This is a genomic window from Wolbachia endosymbiont (group B) of Chesias legatella (genome assembly GCF_964026945.1).
In the GTDB taxonomy this organism is placed as follows: domain Bacteria; phylum Pseudomonadota; class Alphaproteobacteria; order Rickettsiales; family Anaplasmataceae; genus Wolbachia.
Genome location: NZ_OZ034711.1, coordinates 1283979 through 1303130, shown reverse-complemented (window position 1 = coordinate 1303130; position 19152 = coordinate 1283979). Strand labels below are relative to the sequence as shown.

The 19152-nt window shown below is 33.9% G+C and carries 15 protein-coding genes; 3 read left to right on the top strand and 12 right to left on the bottom strand.

All coding sequences use genetic code 11. The annotated features are described in order from the left end of the window. Positions 1-35: 35 nt before the first annotated feature. The 4 genes from fabZ to rseP are packed head-to-tail and all read right to left on the bottom strand — an operon-like array spanning position 36 to position 4510. A complete protein-coding gene (gene fabZ, locus AAGD65_RS06050; protein ID WP_264682576.1) occupies positions 36-467 on the bottom strand; it encodes a 3-hydroxyacyl-ACP dehydratase FabZ in 432 nt (143 codons plus the stop codon). A gap of 4 nt (positions 468-471) precedes the next feature. Next, positions 472-1032, bottom strand: a complete 561-nt coding sequence (locus tag AAGD65_RS06045; protein ID WP_264682578.1) for an OmpH family outer membrane protein — start codon at positions 1030-1032, stop codon at positions 472-474. After that, entirely contained in the window at positions 1033-3387 is a 2355-nt protein-coding gene (gene bamA / locus AAGD65_RS06040; protein ID WP_264682579.1) for an outer membrane protein assembly factor BamA, read from the bottom strand. A gap of 7 nt (positions 3388-3394) precedes the next feature. Continuing rightward, positions 3395-4510, bottom strand: a complete 1116-nt coding sequence (gene rseP, locus AAGD65_RS06035) for an RIP metalloprotease RseP (protein ID WP_010404225.1) — start codon at positions 4508-4510, stop codon at positions 3395-3397. 99 nt (positions 4511-4609) lie between these two features. On the opposite strand from rseP, the gene AAGD65_RS06030 reads away from it, so the two are divergent. After that, positions 4610-4876 carry a succinate dehydrogenase assembly factor 2 gene (locus tag AAGD65_RS06030; protein ID WP_010404229.1) on the top strand — a complete coding sequence of 89 codons (267 nt, stop codon included), beginning with the start codon at positions 4610-4612 and terminating at the stop codon, positions 4874-4876. On the opposite strand, the gene AAGD65_RS06025 is transcribed toward AAGD65_RS06030, so the two are convergent. From AAGD65_RS06025 to AAGD65_RS06015, 3 genes are read right to left on the bottom strand one after another with little or no spacing between them, the layout of a single operon-like run. Next, the gene (locus tag AAGD65_RS06025) at positions 4854-5171 is read right to left on the bottom strand and encodes a cell division protein ZapA (RefSeq protein WP_010404232.1); all 318 of its coding nucleotides are present in this window, start codon (positions 5169-5171) and stop codon (positions 4854-4856) included. The two genes, AAGD65_RS06030 and AAGD65_RS06025, sit on opposite strands and share 23 nt — an antisense overlap. Positions 5172-5214: 43 nt before the next feature. Continuing rightward, positions 5215-5493 carry an HU family DNA-binding protein gene (locus AAGD65_RS06020; protein ID WP_010404234.1) on the bottom strand — a complete coding sequence of 93 codons (279 nt, stop codon included), beginning with the start codon at positions 5491-5493 and terminating at the stop codon, positions 5215-5217. A 19-nt stretch (positions 5494-5512) separates the two neighbouring features. Then, on the bottom strand, positions 5513-7165 hold the full coding sequence (locus AAGD65_RS06015; RefSeq protein WP_264682580.1) for a 30S ribosomal protein S1: 1653 nt from the start codon (positions 7163-7165) through the stop codon (positions 5513-5515). A 103-nt stretch (positions 7166-7268) separates the two neighbouring features. Between AAGD65_RS06015 and trmB the strand changes: the two genes are divergently transcribed. Next, positions 7269-7913 (top strand): tRNA (guanosine(46)-N7)-methyltransferase TrmB, encoded by a 645-nt coding sequence (gene trmB, locus AAGD65_RS06010; RefSeq protein ID WP_264682581.1) that lies wholly within the window; start codon positions 7269-7271, stop codon positions 7911-7913. Positions 7914-8121: 208 nt separating this feature from the next. Here trmB and AAGD65_RS06005 read toward each other — a convergent pair whose 3' ends face one another. Both AAGD65_RS06005 and terL read right to left on the bottom strand, forming a co-directional pair. Then, on the bottom strand, positions 8122-8643 hold the full coding sequence (locus AAGD65_RS06005) for a pyrimidine dimer DNA glycosylase/endonuclease V (protein WP_006013204.1): 522 nt from the start codon (positions 8641-8643) through the stop codon (positions 8122-8124). A 130-nt stretch (positions 8644-8773) separates the two neighbouring features. Then, complete coding sequence (gene terL / locus AAGD65_RS06000) at positions 8774-10171, bottom strand: phage terminase large subunit (protein ID WP_264682583.1); 1398 nt, start codon at positions 10169-10171, stop codon at positions 8774-8776. Between the two features lie 68 nt (positions 10172-10239). On the opposite strand from terL, the gene AAGD65_RS05995 reads away from it, so the two are divergent. Then, positions 10240-11373 (top strand): alpha/beta hydrolase, encoded by a 1134-nt coding sequence (locus tag AAGD65_RS05995; protein WP_264682584.1) that lies wholly within the window; start codon positions 10240-10242, stop codon positions 11371-11373. 672 nt (positions 11374-12045) lie between these two features. Here AAGD65_RS05995 and AAGD65_RS05990 read toward each other — a convergent pair. The 3 genes from AAGD65_RS05990 to AAGD65_RS05980 all read right to left on the bottom strand — a co-directional run bounded on the left by AAGD65_RS05990 (position 12046) and on the right by AAGD65_RS05980 (position 19067). Continuing rightward, positions 12046-13140 (bottom strand): AAA family ATPase, encoded by a 1095-nt coding sequence (locus AAGD65_RS05990; protein WP_264682585.1) that lies wholly within the window; start codon positions 13138-13140, stop codon positions 12046-12048. A 133-nt stretch (positions 13141-13273) separates the two neighbouring features. Further along, positions 13274-14596 (bottom strand): hypothetical protein, encoded by a 1323-nt coding sequence (locus AAGD65_RS05985; protein ID WP_264682586.1) that lies wholly within the window; start codon positions 14594-14596, stop codon positions 13274-13276. Between the two features lie 4 nt (positions 14597-14600). Continuing rightward, positions 14601-19067, bottom strand: a complete 4467-nt coding sequence (locus AAGD65_RS05980; RefSeq protein ID WP_264682587.1) for a collagen-like protein — start codon at positions 19065-19067, stop codon at positions 14601-14603. Positions 19068-19152: the final 85 nt, after the last annotated feature.

The window sequence follows — 19152 nt, the reverse complement described above, 5'->3', positions numbered from 1 at the left end:
TACAGTGTACATACTGTTTCTTACAGATGAAGATTTTATTTGTCTTGCAGTCTTGCTAAGATTGTTGCTTCTGCAGCTTTTTCTTCCCCAACATATGCAACACACTCAAATTTGCGTGCACCCAAACGCGCATTTTTTATATTGGATTGAAGAACCAACGTGTCCCCTGGAATAACTGGTCTTCTGAATTTTGCGTTTTCAATAGACATAAAGTAAACAACTTTATTTTCTATTGTTTCTTTACCGAGAACACATATAGCAGATGCCTGAGCTAAAGACTCAATTATCAAAACTCCTGGCATTATCGGATGGCCAGGAAAATGACCAATAAAAAATTGCTCGTTGAAAGTCACATTTTTGATTGCTTTTATACTTTTACCAGGTTCGCATTCTATAACCCTATCTACTAAGAGAAAAGGATAAGAATGTGGTAGTATTTTTATAATATCATTGATATTACATTGCATAAGCCTACTCAATGCTTTGCAAAGCAAATTCAGGTATTTCCTTGTTTACATTTTTTAATACCACATCCGATAAATCGACTTCATCCATGGAGTATAAAACTTGATTCTTTTTTGAAATAAATAGTACTAAATCTATATTGTTTTTTTCTGCCGTTCTTTTAGCAACTTCTTTTATCTTGTTAAAGACACTTTCTACTGCTTCTCTATAATTTTCTTCTAAATGTGACATTTTCTTAGCGTAATTATCCCTAACGCTTACAGTATGCTTACTAAATTGTTCTGTCTTTTCTTTTTTTGCTTCCTCTGACAAAAGGTCAAATTCTTCTTTCGATGGCTTAAATTTTTCTAACTCATTTTCAAATTCTTGCTGTAATCTAGAATTCTGCTCCTTTATTTGTTGTTGTATATTTTGCAGAGCCAGAGATTCGTTGATAACTTTGTCACTATCAATAATGGCAGCCTTTGTATTAAGCGTGCTCTGAGGTTGATACCCTACAAACTTATACCCCACAAACAAGGAAATAATTAAGGCAATAACTGATGTAAATAACTGTATATATTTCATTTAAATCCCCGCTTCAATAGAAATTTTAACGTTTGGTGATGGTATTATATCATAAGTTTCCTTTACTAAGGGAAACCCAAAATCTAATCTAAGTCTACCAAAAGGAGAGGGCATTGAAAAGCCAAAACCTGGTGATACTCTTATAAGCTTACTGTCGTAATATTTTCCTTTATACCCTACTTTTTCATCTAAGCCAAAAAGCATTGCATAATCAACAAATAATGAGCCTTTGATACCAGTGTAGTCGTATAATTTAGGTAATGGAAAATCTACTTGCTGTGTTAAATTAAAATAAGTTTTGCCTCCTAATGAGCTTCTATCTTCTTTACCTTCTTTACCTTTCTTATCTTTTACTCTTGGTCCAATACCAGAAAGATCAAACCCTCTAATTTCATTACCACCTTTAAAAAAGTGCTGGCCAATATTTAGCTCTTTATCGGTATAAGAGAAAATATGACCTGCTGCTATTTTAAAGCGCAATGTTATATCATCATCAATTTTGCTTAGTATAGGGCGTGTATAAAAAGACAAAAACTCAGATTTTAGGAAATTTACATTTCCTCCCAATCCTGAAATATCCTGATTTAAGCGCAACAAGTACCCCTCCTTTGGAGTATATAGATTATCCAATTTATTGTACGCTAACGTGTATCCAACTGATGAGATCTGATACTCACCTTTTTGATCTCTTATTATCTCAGAGATATCCTCATCTTTTCCACTCTTATTGTCCATATGTATATGGTTATATTTATAAGAATAGCGAATAGAGTTGGTTAGATTTTCTAAAATTTTATAAGATAATTTTACTGTTCCTCCCCAGTCACAAGTATCAAAAGTGGTGTTTGGCTTATCTTGTTTTTCATAAAATATACCTACGCCTAATGACGTATCAGAATCGTTAAAATTATTTTCAACAGCGTCTATACTAGTAGAAAGAACATATTGACTTTTTTCAAGAGCAAAAGATACCTCTTTACCACTACCAAATAAATTACGATCTGTGAAATCGGTTTTAACAAATACTCCACCAGGAAGAGACATGCCACCTGTTAAAGATAACGAGGCAGTTCTTTTTTCTTTGACATTTAAATCAAGATTTACTGCATTTTCATCCACTATATAACTATTTATTTTTACTGTTTCAAAAAAATCGCTATATATAAGTTTTCTACGTGATTTTTGAATCTCAGATGTGTTATATGCGTCGCCTTCTGCCATGCTAAGTTTTCTTCTAATTACTTTATCTAAAGTGCGGTCATTGCCATCAATAGTAATTTGGTTTATATAAATCTTTTTACCTGGTAGCACTTTGTAAGTTACATCCACAATATTGTTACGTTGTGTATATTCTGGATTAACTTTTGCAAATATATATCCTTTTTCGTTTAAATGTTTACTTATTTTTTCTGCTGTATTGTTAATTTTAACCCTATTAAATATTTGATTATTTTCCTCTTTGATAAATTCTAATATTTCTTCCCTTAAACTTAAATCCTGAATCTCAGTTTCAATATCAACTTCATTATTTCCAAATAAGTATTGCTGCTTTTCATCAATCAAAAAAGTTAACTCTATTTGGTTGTTATTATCAACCTCAACAATTGGTTGGATATTATTTTGAATATATCCCTTAGATGAATAGAAGCGATCAAGCAGTTCTGTGTTAATCAGTAGATATTGAGGTGAATAATGAGTTCCGCTTTTAAAAATGGCTCTAAATAACTTACTAAATATATCGTTGCTATGCCTTTTGATAACTTGCTCTAGCTCATTTGCTGAAAAGTTTTTATTACCTATGAATCGTAAACCCTTAATTTTAGACGTTCTTCCTTCTTTTATCTTAAAAATTAGGTTTATCCTATTGCTACCAAGCTTATCTAGCTCATATGCAATTTTAACACCAATTTTACCACTGTTCCTATAAAGAGTAGCTAGATTTATTAAATCGTTTTGTAATTTTGTTTCAGTGAAAATAGTTAGTGATTTTGACTGGATAACGTTATTTAGCAACTCTTTACTGTTAAATAACTTATTGCCTTTCAATATTACTTTGTTAATCAATGGATTCTCATGAATTTTTACTACTAAGTTTTTTTCATCATCGATATAGGCGTTAATACTAGCAAATAACTTTGTTTTATATAAATCTTTTATAATTGAATCTACATCATCATCATTTATATGACTACCTGGTTCTAATTTTGTATAAAACCTTATTGTTTGATCACTTACTCGCTCATTGCCAATATACTTAATATTTTTTATCTGTACTTTTTCTTTATTTTCTAGAGCAACAAGTAGAGTGGGAAAAGAAATAAATATTATTATTAGTATGTGAAATAACTTTTTCATATGTATCTTAAAAAAGATGCCTAATATCATTTGTGATTGCAACTGCCATCAACAAAAACAGTATGGTAGCACCAAAAGTGACTGCATATTTTTGATATTTCAAACTCAAATCTCTACGTATAACTGCTTCTATAATATAATGAAATAAATGCCCACCATCTAGTAGTGGTATTGGCAGCAAGTTAATTGCAGCTAAATTAGCTGAAATAATTGCCATAAAATATAGAACCATCATAAGTCCCTTTTTAGCTGATTGCCCTGAATATTTTGCAATTTTTATTGGCCCACCTATTTCATTTATACTCCTTTTACCAACAACAATTTGAAAGAGTGCTTTGATTGTTAAACACATAGTGTGGTAGGTTTCATTCACTGATAGGCTAGCAGCTCCAAGAAAAGATGACTGTTTTAACCCTATCATATTAATTGAGGTAATTCCTATAGTTTTTCTTTCTATTATGTTACCAAAGACATCTCTATCCTCAACTGTAAACGGAGTTAGAATAGTTCTGTACTCTTCGTTATTTCTTCTATACTTAATTTCTATTCTTGTTTCAGGGTTGGACATTATCACGCGTGAAATATCTTCAAAGTATTTTATTTTGTACTCATTGATCTGTGTAATAGTGTCACCTGGTAATAGGCCAGCTTGTTTTGCTGCACTTTCTTCAATTACATTACCAATTACTGGTGGAGTACGATAATAACCTGCCACGCTGAAAAATATTGTGAAAGCTATAACGGTAAATATCATGTTTGCAAAAGGCCCTGCAAAAACTATTGCTGCTTTTTGATATCGAGGTTTTGTATGGAATGAGTATAATTTTTCTTCTTCAGTTAATTTTTGTTGATCAACAGGAACGCTTGCTGCATTAGTATCCCCTAACATTTTAACGTAGCCACCCAATGGAAAGGCACTTAATTTCCATCTAGTTCCAGACTTGTCGTTAAAACCAAAAATTTCAGGACCAAAGCCTATAGAAAAAGATTCAACTTTAACCTTGCATGCTTTAGCGACAATATAATGCCCACATTCATGCACGAATACTATGATAGAAATTATTAAAGAAAACGATAAAAAATAATATATTCCAGCGCTAAGTTGATGAGAAATTAATTCCACCTATGTTTTAAATCTTAATCAAACGTTGAGTATATTAAAATGTGCCTTGCTTGACAAGTATTTAGTTTAGTCTTTAAATTAAAAAAAAGTTTAATGACAATGATAGATATCTCCTTATTAAGAAGAAAACTGATGTATAGGAGTTGGCATAGGGGTTGTAAAGAAACTGATATACTTTTAGGGCATTTTGCATTGAAATATCTTGATAAATTTTCCTTAAGTGAACTAATTGAATACGAAAAAATAGTTGATCTTGATGATTGCGAATTATATTGTTACATCACTCGTAAGAAACTTCTCCCCCCTGATTTGAGTAGTGAGGTAGTCGATTTGATTGCTTGCTTTAATCACTTATGCACCCAATAATCTTGTTTACCCTATCTAATACTTCAGCATATTCTACTCTTTTTTCCTCCCTATACTTTTTGCATTCTTGATTTATTTCGTCTAATCGCTTTGTTAATTCTAAAATTTTGTCTTCGAGAGTCAATGCTGCAAGTAAGAAATTTAATGCATCTGAGCCCTTACCTCCAGTTCTTTGAGATATGGAGCTAACTAGCTTGTTGAAGCTATTAGCAAGTTGTAATAAATGGTCCTTCTTTTTACTTTCGCAAGATATTTTATATGTGTTATTATGTATAACTATTTCTACTACTTGCATATGATGCTATATTGTACAACTTTCAAATTTACAATATAGATTTTTATTCATTTATCAAGAGGGATAACTTTTTACTGCTACGAAAATAAGTTTTAAAGTATTGATGTTTTGCAACCTTCTGTGACGTCAAATTACTTGCTTCTTTCAAGTTATAGCTTCTAATTGAAAAAGAACCAAACCCCCTGATTTCAACTCTATTATGATATTTCAACGTGTTTGAAAACACTCGAAAGAAACTATCAACTATGTCTGCTATAATGACCTTATCTAACAAAAGGTGTTTTTTTGCCACTTTTGCTATTATATCAGATTTCGTTGCCATTTATATGAAGCACAAGAAGTTATTTGGCAGATAATATTATATTATATTTTTCAACACCTACTACTTCAACTTGTATTTTTTCTGATATAGAAAACTTTTTATTTTCTGGTAAATGCTCTTGATCTACTAAAAGGGTTACATTGTTCTCAACCTCAACGATTAGACCATTTTCCTCTCTCTTACTTACAGTAACCTGAATTTTATCTCCTACTTTAACTTTCTCTATCAGTTCTTCAAGAGGATCATACTCTATTTGCTTTACTCCAAGATAAATTCTTGTCCGATCTACGTTAGCCCTTATCACTTTTGCTTCTATTTCATCACCTACATTATACTTTTTTATCTCATCTGAATTGTTTTTCGACCAACTTAGATTTTGCATATAAATTGTTCCTTCTACATCCTCAGATATCTCAGAATCATCAAAAGTCACAGATATTTGTGAACCATTGTTGCTTTTAACTTTACCAGAAACAATAGAACCAAGAGGATATTTATCAATAAATACTTGCCAAGGATTCTCTACGCACCTTTTTGTGCTTAAACTCATCTTATTTTTAATAATGTCAATACCGAGAATTTTTACATCCACTTCTTGTCCTATTGTTACAAAACTACTGATTGGTAAATTACTCTTACTCCAAGTTATTTCTGATGAGTGTACCAAACCCGCAATCCCAGGTTTAATCTCAACAATGAATCCACAATCTTTTATACCCGTTACACATCCTTTGTGTACGCTGTTAATTGGACATTTTGACTCTAGATCTTGCCAAGGATTGTCTCCTAATTGTTTTACACCCAGGGAGATTTTTCCATTTTCTCTATCTATTTTTATAATTTTAGTTTTTATATGCTGACCATAAGAAAAAATTGCAGATGGATGACTTACATTACTCCAAGAGATATCTGTAATATGTAGCAGCCCATCTATAACTCCCACTGTATCTGATTCATGAATGCCAACAAATGCACCGTAGTGAGTGATGCTTTTTATTTTGCCTTCTACTACATCACCTTCATTTAAAGATTCTAAAAACTTAATTTTTTCACCAGCATGCAATTTCTCTAATACCAGCTTTCTTGATACTACAATATTCCCCTGCTTCTTATCCATTTTAAGCACGATGAATTTTTGTTCAGTTTCAATAAGGTGATTAGCATCTTTTATTTGCTTCAAATCCACATGACTCAGCGGTAAAAACGCACTTATTCCATCACCAAGATCAACAATAAAACCGCATTTAATTGAGCGTTTAATGATTCCTGTTACTTCATCTTTTGTAACTGCGCTTTCTTCCAATTTATTCCATTTTTCGTCTCTGATTGCTTTCTCACGACTAAGAACAACATTACCATGGTAATCTTCAATTCTTTCAACATAAACTCTAATTTTCGAGCCAACAGTGATATCATCATTACAACCGAGCTCCTTAATCAGAATTCTTCCGTCTGACTTTAAACCAACATCAACCACAATATCATTAGAATTTCTTCTTGTGATTATACCTTCTACCACATCTCCTTCTTTGATTTTGTTAGCAAAAGAATCTTCACAAAAGTCATTGTCTTGATTATCAAATTGATCTTGAAATATCTCTTCTATGAACCTATTTGATGATAGCCTCTTGATAGCAACTGTACTTTCCATACCTTTTAATTTTAACTTCATTAGAACTCATATATTATATAATATTAATAATTAGTGACAAGTAAATTCTCATTAATTCATTTCGAGAATTGTTTAAGCTATAAAAGATTAAGTTATGTAAGATATGTTATCTAGGAATAATAATTGGATTAGGTCATTTTCCAGAAGATCTAGGTTGAAGTTGAATGTTCTGGAGAAGTATTCTATTAAAAACAGCAAGGAATCTATAAAAAAGATCGTAGACTTACAAAAAAGAATACGAGTAGAAATAGGTTTCGGTAATGGTGAAAATATGCTCCATCAGGCATTCAATGAATCTGATCTATTATTTATAGGATGTGAGCCTTATTTAAAGGGGGTCTCTTCCTTGCTAAAAAGCATAGAAGCACACAGCATAAAAAATATTTTAATATGGACAGAAGATGCAAGAGAATTAATTGTCAATTTTCCTGACCACAGTGTTGAAAAATTCTTTATTCTCTTTCCAGATCCATGGCCAAAAAGAAGTCACAACAAAAGACGGTTAATTAACACGGAATTTTTAAATTTATTAGCAAAAAAAATACTTGTCACAGGTGAAATATTTATTGCAACTGATCATCAGGATTATGCAGAGTGGATAGAGTTACATATAAAGCAGTGTAATTTTTTAACCTATAAGGAAGATAGTTTTGCAAATTATACCCCAACAAAATACCACAGAAGAGCGCTAGAATATCAGCGTAAAATAAAGTTTTTTAAAGTAAATGTTATATCTAAACTGACTTAGATTTACCTCTGCTTGTTAGTACAGATGTGTACATGACACTCTATAGTGCAAGTAGCCTACCATATACTGGGAATAACAGTTTACTGAATTCTTTAATCTCACAAATAGAAAGATCAATAAACTTGATAAACATCAACATTATCAGCCAGCATTGCTTTTGCAACTTCAATTCTACCTTTTTTATGATCGGTTTGGATAATTTTATAACCTATAGCATTTTGTCTAGCAACCAATCTGGTGCTTCTCTACCTTTTTCCCACTTAGCAAATCTCATCTTTTCTTTTAGGTAATATTCTCTATATGCTTCTATTGGGTTACTACATTTATATCGATCAGGTAACGCTTGTGTAAAAGCTTGTATATCAGCTGATCGAAATATTAGCAAATCCTTGTTATTATCGCACCAATCTATAACTTCTTCGGATTTATGCGTTCTTTTGTATCGCAAGCTATATTCTATACACAATTCTTTTCCATGTTTTATTAACCAATCAAAGTTTCCTTTTGATTGTCTAGCCCATAAAGAACAAGGATGGTTTTTGTGAGTAAGTTTATATGGAACTTCTATATTCTGGTTTGTAATGCTGACTAAAGGATTTGGCTCTTTTAATGCTATTGAAAAAACACTGCTAAGCAATTGAGCAGTTTCTAGCGGCATTTTTACTATGTGCTTATCGCATAACATTTGTGCTGCAGTTACAGGATTTTCGTCTAATATAAAGATATTCATCTAAGCACCCAGAGATAGAATTTTTGCGTAGTATTTATTTCAATAAACCCTAAAATATCATTCAGAAAATGGATAAGTTAAATAAGCTCAGTTAAAAAAATTATACACAATTCCGAGGAACCTTTTCAAGCTACAATGAACGTATAGCTACCACTCTAGCAATATTATTTCTCACCCACTGAAGATATTGCACGGTACTGTCTACTTGATCGTCGTGACGGATTTCTGGAAACATTAAAATCTCATACTCAAAGTCGCTAAGCCATACTGCTTGGTTAGGGAGAAAAACCCGCTCAGATTCTATAATTGGGACAATTCGGTGAAATCGAGTTAATTTGTCATCATGTGGTACTATTTGAATAATAGGTAAATCACTGTTTTTCCTGAGCTCCTGAACCAATTGCTGACCGCTTGCTTTTGCTTCGATTAAAATTGCGTGTGGCTTCCACCTTGCAGCCAGCGACAGAACTTTCTCTTTAAGTTTTGGATATTCAAGTTTTGCGCGATATACATCGAGTAAATAGAATGTATTATCTACTTTTGTCCAGGTAGTGCAGACACTAAAGTCACTTGTATTGTTTGTTGAAATTGCAGTATCCCAACTTTGTGTTACATGCAAGAGGCTATCAGGAAAATTTTTATAGCGCTTCAACCACTCTCGTTTAATTATAGCACTTGAAAGTGGTAGAGGGTTTTGTTGGTATTGAGCAGCAAAACCATAACTCCCAAGTTCAGCTTTTATCATCTCAATTTCTTCTTTTCCTTCAGTTAGGGAATACAACAATTGACCTTCTTTTCTTGAGTATATTTCCTGTTCATGCTCTGGAATATGATTATTAACTGAATAAATAATCTCCTTATCTTCAGCTATTATTGGTAAACAGACATGATGCCATATGTTTCTTGGTTTACAGAGGAGGTGACCAGTTAAATCTTCTAAATGGAGTCTGTGCATCACAAGAACGATAACTCCTTTTTTTCTGTCGTTGAGCCTGGTTACTAAAGCCTGATCAAACCAGTTTGCAGCACGCTTTCTAAATGTTTCGCTCAAAGCTTGTGCGGGACTTAGTGGATCATCCACGATAATGAAATCTCCACCTTCATCGGTTAATGTTCCCCCAACTGATGTTGCAATCCTACATCCTCTTTGCACTGTTTGAAATTTATATTTAGTGTTTTGATCTTTGCATAATTCTACTTTCGGAAATAGCTCTCTATACCAATCAGATTGCATTATGCACCTTGTATCGAGTGAGTGCTTTTCGCTAAGCAACCGAGAATAACTTGCAACTATTATTCTTGCAGTTGGCTGATTTCCAAGTATCCATGCGGGCCATGCAACACTTACACAAATGGACTTCATTGAACGCGGCGGCATATTGAATATTATTCTTCTTGCTTCACCAGCGCTTGCTGCTTCAAGCCTGTCTGCTATGACTTTTATATATTGATAATCATTATACTCACATCCCGGCACTACCGTTTGAAAGCATAATTCAATGAATTTGAGAAGGTTTATATTGTTCATAAATTAAGGTTTGTTGATTTTTTTAAGATTTTGTTGTGTAATTAAACCAGCATAGTGAGAGTTAAAATATGAAAGAAATAAGAGAGCAAACTGAGAGAGAATTTATAAGAACTCAAAACGGGATGAAAATAGAGACAATGACGCTCCTTGGTAAAAATCAAAACAATAATCGAGGTGAAAAACATCTGATATACTTTATTGGCGGAAATAGAGCATTAAGTCCTAGTAAAGATTATTCCCAAAACTGGAATTGGGCTATAGATCAAGGAATTACTGTACATCTTTTTAATTATCCTGGACTTGGTTTAAGTAAAAACAGTTCATTGATACGTAGCAATAGAGTTAAATCTGGTATAGCAGTTGTAACTAACTTGTTGGAAAAAGGTATAAAACCAGATGATATTATATTGTTTGGAGACTGCCTAGGTGGACATGTGGCTGCAGAGGTTCATAAAAATTTTAAGTATAAGGATATACATTTAAGATGCATCGTTAGCAATGCTGCAAGTTCACTTAAACAAGCTTCTCTTTATTATTTTGGATTCATAGCAAAATTAAAAATTTTTCTTGCTCCGATAATCAAATTAGTACTAAAGATTTTTGGCTGCCACTGGAAGACATATAAAATCGTAAATTCAATTACTCCTTATACAATGTACTTTAATCGAGAGGGAGATAAAACGATAAAACAGCCAGCGCAACTTGCAACAGAAATAGAAAAAATAGATCAAAGCGGTAGAAGAAAAGATTACCAAAAAAAAGAAGTATTTGAAGATTTTGAGGAATATGAAGGCTTTTTTAAGCAGCATACAACATTAAGAAAGAATGATAAATGTATTGATTCTAAAAAAGCTGATAAAGATATACATAAATTGCCAATTACGTGTTTAAAGTCTTCCAACAAAACTGATTATACTTTTCCTGAGCTGATTAGTTTATATATTCAAATGACAGATGAGTATTTTTCTAAACATGGCTCATTAAATAATGAAGAGAAGATTAAAGCATTTAAAGAAAGTAAATTTTATAAAGATTTTTCAAGCTGCAAAAATTCAAAGGACTTTTTGCATAATTACATGAAGAAGCAAGAGATGTCATTTCAGCATGTGACAATAGAATCTGGGGAAAAAAGACCTTTCTTGACAAGTCAAAGAAGGCTAGTTGCTCTTAACTTGACGCGTATGCTTTCTTCAATATTTTAGCCATCTGTATCTGTTCAGATGCATGCAAATATTGAAACCAGTGTTTCTTTTCTTATCATCCGAGTACTGGGATTCAGAAGAATTAATTGTGAACAAATAGCTATACGATATTTTCAATGAAGTTACAAAAAAGCTGGATTCCACACTGGAATGACACCGTCATAAACTGCTAGAGGTCTTCATAATGTCATTCCAGTCCTCATAGTGTTTATCCCGGCCTTCATAATTTTATCCCAGTGTCCTCTTTCTCTTGTCATCCCAGTACTTGATACTGGGATCCAGATGCACGGCTAATGCTGAAACCAATACTCCCTTTTCTTGTCATCCGAGTACTGGGACCCAGAAGACTCAGGTAATAAGAACTAGATTCCAGCGCCACGCGCTGGAATGACACCGTCATAAACTGCTAGGCCTTCATAATGTCATCCCAGCCCTCATGATGTCATCCCAGCACTGGGATCCAACTAAATTGGTAAACACTTTACAGCATTTTTGATAGAAAGAACTAGATGCCAGTGTCAAGCACTGACCATTTTTTCCTTAAGTTTTTGCAGCTTGCGTTCTATTACAAAACCACTGTGGTACTAACGAGTGGCAAAATGATAGCAAATCCAAGTTTTAAATTTTATTTTCAATAACGAAATTTGGCACATCTTGCTACACTTCCAGTTTTTATTGTACAAAAGGGGCTTCTGTCTGTGTCTGACATGAAGCTAATGTTATTCTCCCTCTTCCTTGTCCTGGATTTAGCTTGTGAAACGCGTGGTTGAAATCTTCCTTACTCACTACCTTGGACTTTCTTTCAAGAGCAGCGTATATTTTTGCTTCATTAACTAATTGTTCTAACTCAGCTCCAGAATAGCCTTCTGTTTTTTCTGCAATATCTTGAATATTTAGCCTTCCATCAGTTTTTGTATTTTTGGTATAAAGCTCCAATATCTTTTGTCTCGTTTCCACATTTGGATTAGGTATATGAACCCTTTGACCTAAGCGTCCAGGCCTAATAAGTGCTGGATCTATCTCATTGACCAGGTTAGTTGCACCAATTACTATTATATCTTTTCTGCTCTTAAATCCATCTATTTCAGTTAGTAACTGTGTTAAGCTCTCTCGACAGTGGTAAGCTGAGTTATTAGCGGTACTTCTTTTTTGGGCAACTGCATCTATTTCATCTATGAATACTATACAAGGAGAATATTTTCTCGCTACTTTAAAAAGCTCGCGTACAGCATGTGCACCATGACCAATATATACTCCAATAAGTTCTGGACCTGAGATACTTATAAAATTCATATTTGATTCACCTGCAATTGCGCGGGCGATAAGTGTTTTACCATTTCCAGGAGGGCCGTGCAGTATATAACCTTTTAGTGAGTTAATACTTTCACTTCCAAACATCTCACGCATTTCTTCTGTCATTTGGTTACAGCAAATAATCTGCAATCGTTGTTTTAAGGAATCGTCAATTATAACATTAGCAAATGTTGTTTTATTATCTGAATTAGCTAATTCTATTTCTATAGGCAGCTCTACTTCCTTCATTTTACTAAATATTTGATCATATATAAACCAAGCGATAAAAAAGAAAACAGTGAGTAACACAGAAGGCATAGCTTCGCTAATATAATGTGCAGCCAGCTCATATCCTTTACTGAGAAACATTGTATGCATATAGGCAAACAAAAGAGCAATAGAGACCATAATTGCTATGCATAGTAAACAGATAGCAATTCTTTTGAGTAATTCTGAGATTTCAATTTTTTTCATCTTACTGTCTTATATCGATTTTAAACTGAGAACAATTTTATTTAGATTAAATACTAAAAAAATATACCTTACACTTCTTTGAATTCTACTAAATTCACTTTTAAAAAGCAATTATAATATACTTTGTGCGTGGTTAAGATAGCTCTGGAATAGTATAAAGAACTATGTTCTCATTGAAGAGAAATTCATCTGTTGTTTTGTACTCTTTATTAATTTTATAAGAATCATAAACATCGTAATCTGCTTTTGTATGGTAATCACAATATTGAAACTTACCCTCTTTATTGAAAGAGCCAAATTGATCAATTAATGTAGCCATTTTCTTACCTTTTCCACTTTTTGTTAATTCAAATACATCAGCTGGGCAGTGGCCTGAAGAATCTTGATTAGTAGTTCCTTTTGCAATAAAAAAAGATGGTTTATCGTTAAGCAACTTGCAGAAATTTGGCTTATATCCCTTTTTCATATAGTTTAAACTTGTATACTGGTATTCATCTGGAACATTTGAGTATTGAGAATCATACTTTTTATGTTCAAAAAACTCATTACCTAAGAAATTACAAAATGTTAATTTATAATCATCATTACTACTGGACTTGACTACTTTAAGATAATGAAAGTCTCTAGGAATTTTTATCTCTTCTTCTGTAACGTGATTATGTATGACCAATTGGTCATCAAGCATGCAGTAACCTATTTTCGGTAAAGTAGCTACAAGCTCACCATTCAACATGATATTTGCTTGATAGATATCATCCGATAATTCTTTTCCCTTCTGCAAAGTAAAATCCTGCCCTGCCTTAGCTGGTGCACTGCATTGCTCAGTTTTAGTTAAGTTTTTTATTATTGTTGATATCTCACTAATTTCTAATATATCATGTTCATTTTTTGTGTATTGATACTTATAGCAACTACCATCTTCACATACTGGAAGACATTTTCCTTCTTCATCTGATATATAGATATAATCACCTTCTATTGTAAAATAAAGTCCACCTTTTTCTTCTTGAATTTTTTGTAGTACTGGGTCATTTTCATCGTTAAAATTGATAAAATTGAGCATTCCAATAAAATTATTTCCATCATCATTACTCATTATGAGTTCAATAACAAAATTATTACTGTCTTTTATGTACTTACGTGAAATTAACGCTTCTTCTCCTAATTTAAGCTGTTTTATAATATTCTCTTGATTCTCGCCTATGATAGCTTTTTGTTCTATAATAAAGTCCGTGCCATTTAATTTCAGAGGTGAGTTGTTTGTAAATAAAACTATCTCATCACCCTGCTCCTTTAACTTTAAATCATTAATATTCCCTACTTCAACTGTACCAATATGTGAAGAAACAGTATTAACATTACCATTTTCCTTTACTATGTAATATGCAGTGGGAAGTTTAATCAATTTTTTATAAAGCGGATTTTTATCGTCTATTTTAAATATATGTTTTTCCATGATATTACCTTAAATAACCAACAACTTGCTGATTAATGGCACTGAGGCTACTAGGAGGAGCAACATAACTCATAAAACTCCTTGGCTGCTCATTATCTGCCACTATTTTTTCAGTATTAACGAAAGCTCTTTGCTGCTCATTTAATCTTTTTTCCATATGATCTTTAAAAATAGCCAAACATTTACCGGTTTGTTTGTAATTAGGGAATGATTTTTTCGCAGTTACACACAAGAACTTCAACAACTCGTTATGATTTTCATCATTAAGTAATGACTTATTGATAATGGTTGACTGCAGTTCCATTGGATCAAAATTTAGACTTCTCTTTGAAATGCCACATTTCACAGCTGTTGCTCCTAATACTTCTTCAAATTGTATTACAATATCTGCTGCATTTATTATTTTTGCTACTTCCTGTATTTCATTTTTTACTTTATATTCATCCTGTCCTACCGCAGGGTAAAAGAAATTTATTACTTGAGATATAAATGAAGTTGGTCTGCTTGCTCCGCTTGTCACTGATGATTTTTTAATTTCCCTCCTTCTTCTACGTGCACCACAAATTTGATCTGCTGGACTTGTTCTACAAAATATATCTTTTGTTTTACTATAGAGCGCCTCTGTGTCTCTTTGCGATCGCAAAGCTTGAGTGTTAAAACTTTTAGCATTTTTTGTAAAAATAGCTGTTTTATTGTGCAGTTTTTCGACTTTGTTTGCAAAACCTTCTGAAGCATTTTTAGCTGCCTCTGCTGCTTTTTTAGCATCCAGAGTTTCATTTTTTGCTTTTCTTATCTCACGTAAAAACTGATCAGCTAATGTAGCACCTATTCCATCTATACCTGGCTCACCTTTTATGCCTTGAGGACCAATATCTCCTTTTAATCCGTCTATACCGGGCTCACCCTTGTTACCTGTAAGACCTTGTGTACCATTGAAGCCCCTCAGACCTGGCTCTCCCTTAGGACCTTCTGGACCTTGCAATCCATTTGCACCTGGAGCTCCGATCTCTCCTTTCTCACCCATATCACCTTTTATTCCCATGGCTCCGTCTAATCCTTTAGGACCAATATCTCCCTTTGTTCCATCTATACCTGGCTCACCTTTTATGCCTTGAGGACCAATATCTCCTTTTAATCCGTCTATACCGGGCTCACCCTTGTTGCCTGTAAGACCTTGTGTACCATTGAAGCCCCTCAGACCTGGCTCTCCCTTAGGACCTTCTGGACCTTGCAATCCATTTGCACCTGGAGCTCCGATCTCTCCTTTCTCACCCATATCACCTTTTATTCCCATGGCTCCGTCTAATCCTTTAGGACCAATATCTCCCTTTGTTCCATCTATACCTGGCTCACCTTTTATGCCTTTAGGACCAATATCTCCTTTTAATCCGTCTATACCGGGCTCACCCTTGTTACCTGTAAGACCTTGTGTACCATTGAAGCCCCTCAGACCTGGCTCTCCCTTAGGACCTTCTGGACCTTGCAATCCATTTGCACCTGGAGCTCCGATCTCTCCTTTCTCACCCATATCACCTTTTATTCCCATGGCTCCATCTAATCCTTTAGGACCAATATCTCCTTTTTCTCCCTTTGGACCTTGGACTTCTCCTGGATTTTTCCTTAGTTCTTTTGCAATGCTTTGTGTTAGCTCGGTATTATTTGCAAGGTTTTCTACTAATGTATGATTAGCATCACTTAGTAACACATCTGCTAGCTCTTCCATTCTGTTATCAGCTAATGCAATGGCTATTCCTGTTTGAATATCTTGATTACTAATAATTCTTCCTGCAACTTGCTTCTCTAATACTAAATCTCCGCCTTGGTCACGATATTCAAGCACCTGATTAGCAATAGTGCCATTATTAATTAATTTTTGTGCAACTTCTTCAGGACTTGCATCTCTACCTTTATCACCTTTAGACCCAGTATCTCCTTTGTCACCTTTAGAACCTATCTTTCCTTTCTCACCCATATCACCTTTTATTCCCATGGCTCCGTCTAATCCTTTAGGACCAATATCTCCCTTTGTTCCATTTATACCTGGCTCACCTTTTATGCCTGGCTCTCCCTTAGGACCTTGTGCACCTGGCAATCCATCTGTTCCAGTATCTCCTTTATCACCTTTAGAACCAGTATCTCCTTTGGGACCTTTTATCTTTCCTGGATTTTGTCTCAACTCTTCTGCTATTCCTTCACGTAAGACTGGATCATTTACCAGCACTTTTTTATCTTGATCATCTTTTGCTTCTAGTACTGCTCTTCCTAATTCACCTACTTTTTGAGTGTCAAAGAACTGATGAACAATATTTTCAACTATTGTTTTTGCTGCATTCACATCGCCTTTTAATTTGGCATACTCAAGCAAATACTCAACTAATTTTTCCTTGTCTATTTCTTGCTTCACGATTTCTAGAGCCTTTGGCTGATTATTTAAATCACTATGAAGCAGAAGATACTTAGCAAGTGCCCAATCGCTCACCTTACCTTGTATAAGATTGTGAGCTTCTATCTCGCTCATACTGCTTCTATTAACAAGTAGTTCAGCAAGCTTTTCTGCAAATTTTTCATATTTTTGGAAGGCTATAGGATCGGGATTATTTTTCTTTGTGGCATCGCTTGTTATCTTACTCATAGTATCTTTTGTAATGTTTTTTGCTTCCTCTAAAGAAAGTTTACTTACTACTCCTTCAGTAAGTTTTGCTACATCAATTTTATTCACAAGTTCCTGCGAATTAAGATTAATTTTACCGGCAATCTGAGTTGCAAGATTTTCACCTTTGATACCATTTGCGTTAAGAACTGCTTCTCCTAGCTCAGCTTTTTTACTGGTAACTAATTCAGTTGCAATTTCTATAGCACTTGAGGCATCTCCCTTCTCACCTTTTGAGCCAGTATTTCCTTTAGAACCTTCTGGACCAGGAAAACCTCGGTCACCCTTATTACCTCTGGAACCTTGTTCGCCCTTTAACCCCCGTTCACCGTTACGACCTGGTTCGCCCTTTTGGCCTGGAGGACCTTGTACGCCTTTAACTAACGCTTTTAAAGAATCTTCTCGCTTTACACGCTCACCAAAAAAATGTGCTATTCTTTCTGAAAATCCCATGGAATTACGCTTATCTTCTTCCATTATAGCTGCTGCTAAAGGATATAGATGGGCTCTGTTAGAAGAAAATTCGGTAACAACTTGATTAATACTTGGAGTTATTCCATTAGTGCCTTGATTTCCTTTTTCTCCTTTAGGTCCTTTATCGCCTTTTGATCCATGCGCACCTGACGATCCAGTATCCCCCTTGTTACCTTGAGGACCAGGAAAACCTCGGTCACCCTTATCACCTCTGGAACCTTGTTTACCGTGGAACCCCGGTTCACCGGGTGCACCGGTATAACCTAGTTCGCCCTTTTGTCCTGGAGGACCTTGTATACCTTGAGGACCAGGCTCTCCATAGAAGCCTCTATCACCTTTTTGTCCCCTTTCACCTGGCTCACCTTTAGGACCTTGTACACCAGTACGTTCTAATCTGTCTATTCTGCGTTTTAAAAGTTCAATTTCTGTTTCTAAATTTATATGTTCTTGAATATTCACATCAACCTCCAAAAAGTTATCAAAATTTTCTAAGTTATAATAATAAGGATATGGACCTGGTCTATTGTCGTTCTCATACCCAAAAGAATTAGGGTTAAAATTATAAAAATTTTTGCATGTGCTATTTTCATACGATATGCAACCAACATAACTATTGCCTAACTTTTTTACTGCGAAATAGGTATCTTGTGCTTTCAAGCTCTCCATTTCATGAAAAGGGAATAACTGGAATGTATTGCTTATACGAGTAAATACTGAAAGGATATTATTCAATATGCCAACTTTTCCACCAGTTAAATTATATACCTGAGCGCTCCTATATCCTTTGTACATATTTCTTGATTCTTTAAACAAATAGTCTCCTATTTTTATTTTGAGTCTTTTATCAGGTGAACTTTTAAGATCTTCCAAAATAAGACTGACATTTTCGCTACTAATTATGTCTTTTGGATCTATTAAAACCTTCCTGTTTTCTAGCAGTTCATAATAAATACTACAGTTTTCACGATTATATGCGTTAACATAGAAACCATTTGTGTAACCATGAGGTATACGATCAATAGTATCTATCATAGTATCGTTGCCATCATAGTAATAATAATAAGGTTGATCAGAGGTAGTAACTAAAGCGAATTTGTAATCATTTCTTACGCTTTCTAGCTTTAGTTGTAGCTCTTGAGATAAGTCGTTTAGTATACTTGCCACGTCATGCTTGCAATCCCAAATTTCAAAACGCTGACCAGTAGCGTCATCCTGAATAATGTAAGATACACTAGGCAGGCTAAATGTTGTTTTGTTATTTAATCTTATTTGTGCAGGTACCCTACGACCAGTTCTATTATTACAATCGTTTTGTGGAATATCTTCTTTTTCTAGTTTAAAACGCATCTCCACCTCCCTTTGCGATTAGATGTAATTAATTTATGGGTATTAATTATTGATTAATAATGATGATAAGTAAATATGATTATGC